The sequence below is a fragment of the Emticicia sp. genome, from assembly GCF_043780375.1.
GTDB lineage: Bacteria > Bacteroidota > Bacteroidia > Cytophagales > Spirosomataceae > Emticicia.
This window is the reverse complement of sequence record NZ_JAYWCU010000163.1, coordinates 1-4,601: the sequence shown is the minus strand read 5'-3', so window position 1 is coordinate 4,601 and position 4,601 is coordinate 1. Positions and strand designations below refer to the sequence as shown.

Below are 4,601 nucleotides of genomic sequence, written 5' to 3'. Positions count from 1 at the left end.
GAATCGAACCCCGGTTTAATCCGTGAAAGGGACTTGTCCTAACCGCTAGACGATAGGGCCGGCTGGTTCCATTTATCGTCTGTTTTGTTATTTGGTGGTGCAAAAGTACGACATTTTTTTTATTCCGCAATACCACCACCAAAAAAAAGTAAAATATTTTAAAGTTTCTTGTTTCAAGCAGATTTCAAACTGAGTTTTCATCGAAAAATTATATCTTTGGAAATTGTTTATTGTACACTTCAAAAAAAGTCCTTACCATAATGAGAAGAATCATTACAACCTTATTTCTCTGTCACAACTTATTGAGTTTATCTGCACAAATCACCAAAACACCCGAAGAATTTCTTGGTTATAAACTCGGTGCAAAATTTAGCTTCCATCACCGAATCGTTGATTACGTGCGATATATAGCTTTGCAAAACCCTACTCAAGTAAAAACAATAGACTATGGCAGCACTTTTGAAGGTCGCCCTTTGATGGTAGCAGTAATTGCTTCGCCCGAAAATTTGGCAAGAATCGAAGAGATTCGCACCAATAATCTTAAAAACATAGGACTTTTGGAAGGAAAAGCTACGGCAAAAGTTCCTGCAATTGCTTGGTTGAGCTATAACGTACATGGCAATGAGGCAGTAAGTTCGGAGGCAGTGATGCAAGTTCTATATGAATTGTTGAATAAAAATAATATTACCACACAAGCATTCTTGAAAAATACGGTCGTAATCATTGACCCTTGCATTAATCCCGATGGACGAGATAGATATGCTCAATGGTACAATCGAGTGTCAAATCAAGGCGGAAATGCTACTCCTTTTGCTATCGAACACAATGAACCATGGCCCGGTGGACGCTTTTCGCATTATATTTTTGACCCAAACCGTGACTGGGCTTGGCAAACACAAGAAATTACGCAGCAACGAGTAAAATTATATAACCAATGGATGCCGCACCTACATGCCGATTTTCACGAAATGGGAGTAAATACACCTTATTATTTTGCCCCATCAGCAAAACCTTATCATGAAGATTTGACCAAATGGCAACGTGAATTCCAACAAACGCTTGGAGAATTCAATAAAAAATATTTCGACAAAAATTACTGGCTTTATTTCTCTAAAGAAAATTACGATTTGCTTTATCCAAGTTATGGAGATACTTACCCGTCTTACAATGGAGCAATTGGTATGACTTATGAACAAGGTGGTGGTGGACGTGCGGGTTTGCAAATTGCCAAAGAAGATAGCGATACTCTCACACTTTCGCAACGTATCTCTCATCATTTTGCTACCAGCATGGGTTCGTTGGAGGCTATTTCGAGCCGAGCCGATAAAACAGTGGATGAATTTACTAAGTTTTTTACCGATAAAACCGCTAACGGCTATGGCGTTTATAAATCATTCGTGATGAAAACTAAAGGCGACGAAGCAAAAGTACAGGCTTTGACTGGTCTTTTGGATAAACTCCAAATTAGCTATGGTTTCGCAGCAAAAGAATCGTCTTCAACAGGATTTGGCTACCAAAGTTTGAAAGATGAAAGTTTTAAAATAGAAGTTAATGACTTGATAATCAGCACTTTTCAACCAAAAGGAACACTCGTAAAAATCCTCTTTGAACCAAAAACAGCTCTCGAAGATTCGGTTACGTATGACCTTACCACTTGGTCGTTGGCATACGGTTATGGTTTAAAGGCTTTTGCTACCAAAGAAAAAGTATCAGTTGGAAATGCAAAACTATCAAGTAATTTTTCGCATAATTTTGAAGGAAAACCTTATGCATACGTATCTGCATGGAAATCGTTTGAAGATGTGAAGTTTTTATCAAAAATATTGGCGGCAGGAATTAAGGTTAGATTTAATGAAAACCCATTTGAAATGGACGGAAGAAAATTTGATGCTGGCTCATTAGTTATCACCCGGACCAATAATGAAAGAATGGGAGATAATTTCGACAAGACCATTCAGTCGGCAGCTAAAGAATTCAATATCAACCTTTTAGCTACAACCTCAGGAATGGTTTCGAGTGGAAATGATTTTGGTTCGGGTTCGGTTAATGTGCTTAAAAACCCACGTGTGGCTCTGGTGGCAGGCGATGGAGTAACGCCTACTGCATTTGGCGAAGTTTGGCATTTTTTCGAACAGCAAATCAATTATCCGATAACAGTTATTGAAGGAAATACGTTTTCACGAGTACCACTTGACCAATTGGATGTTATAATTTTGGCTGACGGAAGCTATGACAAAATCTTAGGTAATGGCGATGCACTCAAAAAATGGATTCAAAATGGCGGTAAACTAATTGCCATGGAAGGTGCAACAAGTTATTTTGCTGACAAAGATGGTTACGCTCTCAAACGTAAAAAAGAAGCTACCCCAAGCGATAAAATCGAACTTAAAGTTTATGGCACCCGTGAGCGTGAGGCAATTATGGATCAAATTCCAGGAGCAATTTATAAGGTAGAATTAGATAAAACACATCCGCTTGGCTATGGCACTGAAGGGGTTTATTATTCGCTCGTGCGTGATCCTTATAATTATGATTATCTGAAAGAGGGCTGGAATGTTGGTTACTTAAAAGATAATAATTATGTAACGGGGTTTGTAGGGAAAAATGCCAAAGAAAAAATGAAGAACACTTTGATTTTCGGCGTGCAAGAGTTAGGCAAAGGAAAAATTATTTACATGGGTGATGATCCTCTTTTCAGAGGCTTTTGGTATTCAGGAAAATTGATTTTTGGAAATGCGTTGTTTACTGTAAACTAATTTAAAAATGCGAAATTTGGAATATGAAATTCGAGAAATGACAGTAAACTCATTTTTTTAGTTCTCATATCACGTCTCCCCTAACTAAATATCTCTAAAACACTATGAATAATACTCGACGCTCATTCTTGAAAAATGCAACTTTAAGTACGGCTGCTTTGGTTACGCCAACTTTCACTGAAGTTCAACAACCTCTAATAAAAACCGCAAGTAGAATCAAATTAAGTGTGTCGAGTTATTCGTATTGGCACTTTAAGGGTGACAAATTTCCGATAGAAAAAGTCATTGATGAAGCTGCTAAAATGGGTTTAGATGGTATCGACGTACTGCACCGACAAATGGAAAGCGAAGACAACGCCTATCTACAAAAACTCAAAAAACACGCCTTTGTAAATGGAATTGCAATGACTTGCCTTTCGATTCATCAAGGATTTGTTTCGCCCGATAAAGCTGTCTTGAAAGAACACATTGACCATACGAATCATTGCATCGAATTGGCGTATAAAATGGGCATTCCATGTATGCGTTTAAATACTGGTCGCTGGGGAACAATCAAATCCTTTGATGATTTTATGGCAAAACGTGGCATCGAGCCTGCTATTGCTGGCTATACCGAAGATGAAGCATTCAAATGGTGCATTGATAGTATTGAGCAATGTATGAAAAAAGCCGAAGAATGTGGCATTTTGCTGGCTCTCGAAAATCATTGGGGTCTTGGTTCTACACCCGAAGGAATGCTGCGTATCAAAAATGCCATTGATTCGCCGTGGTTAGGTTTATTGATGGATACGGGTAATTTTTTGGAAAATCCTTATGATAAATTAGAGAAAATTGCTCCACAAACAAGCTTTGTTCAAGCCAAAACCTATTATGGCGGTGGAGAGTGGTATTCGCTTGATTTGGACTACAAACGCATTGTTGATATACTGAAAAAAGTAAATTATCAAGGCTATATTTCTATTGAATTTGAAGGAAAAGAAGACCCAAAAACTGGTGTTCAGAAAAGTGTAGATTTGTTGAGAAGCTTCTTATAAGAAAATATAGGAAGCCGTTATTTTTTCATTTGACCCAGCAAAATTTTACTTTCAAAAACCGTCCCAATCAACAATTTATTACCAAAAACTGCACCAACACTTGTAGCAGAAACTGGTTTTACACTGTTGGGATAAATGCTTTCTATGCGATAATTCCCTTTAGATTTATAGCTTATTTTGATAATTAGAAAATACTAAGGAACGCTTAAATATCACAAATGTCAACACCTTGTTTTAGCGAAGCCAATTTGTCGGCACGGGCAGGAATAAATTCTTGGGCTACAAAACCCTTAAAGCCAGTTTCGGCAATTGCACTCATGATTGACGGGTAATAAATTTCTTGTGTTTCATCAATCTCATGTCGGCCTGGTACACCCCCAGTGTGATAATGAGCAATGTATTTGTTATTATCACGAATCGTGCGAATAATGTCACCCTCCATAATTTGCATGTGATAAATATCGTAAAGTAGCTTAAAACTATCAGAATCTATCTTTTTGCAGAGTTCTACACCCCAATCTGTATGATCACACATATAATCTTTATGGTCGATTTTGCTATTGAGCAACTCCATTACGATGGTTACTTTTTTCTTTTCGGCATAATTCATGATTTTTTTCAAGCCTTTAGCACAAGTCTTCAAGCCGTCTTCATCGTCGAGTTCTTTCTCACGATTTCCTGAAAAACAAATCAAATTTGTAAAACCAGCTTTTGAGGTTTCGTCAATTAAATATTTGTACCATTCTTCGAGTCCGTCGTGATGCTCTTTTTTATTCCAACCATTTGAAAGGCCCCAATCTTTACTTCTCGC

General features: G+C 37.6%; 3 protein-coding genes. 2 read left to right on the top strand and 1 reads right to left on the bottom strand.

Features of this window, described 5'->3' with window-relative positions; genetic code table 11:
* Nucleotides 1–260: 260 nt before the first annotated feature.
* Together ACH2CJ_RS13025 and ACH2CJ_RS13020 are read left to right on the top strand one after the other, a co-directional pair.
* Nucleotides 261–2,756, top strand: a complete 2,496-nt coding sequence (locus ACH2CJ_RS13025) for a M14 metallopeptidase family protein (RefSeq protein ID WP_394993274.1) — start codon at nucleotides 261–263, stop codon at nucleotides 2,754–2,756.
* Between the two features lie 104 nt (nucleotides 2,757–2,860).
* A complete protein-coding gene (locus tag ACH2CJ_RS13020) occupies nucleotides 2,861–3,790 on the top strand; it encodes a sugar phosphate isomerase/epimerase family protein (RefSeq protein WP_394993272.1) in 930 nt (309 codons plus the stop codon).
* A gap of 205 nt (nucleotides 3,791–3,995) precedes the next feature.
* Here ACH2CJ_RS13020 and ACH2CJ_RS13015 read toward each other — a convergent pair.
* A partial coding sequence (locus ACH2CJ_RS13015; RefSeq protein WP_394993271.1) for a hydroxypyruvate isomerase family protein occupies nucleotides 3,996–4,601 on the bottom strand: 606 nt, incomplete at its 5' end.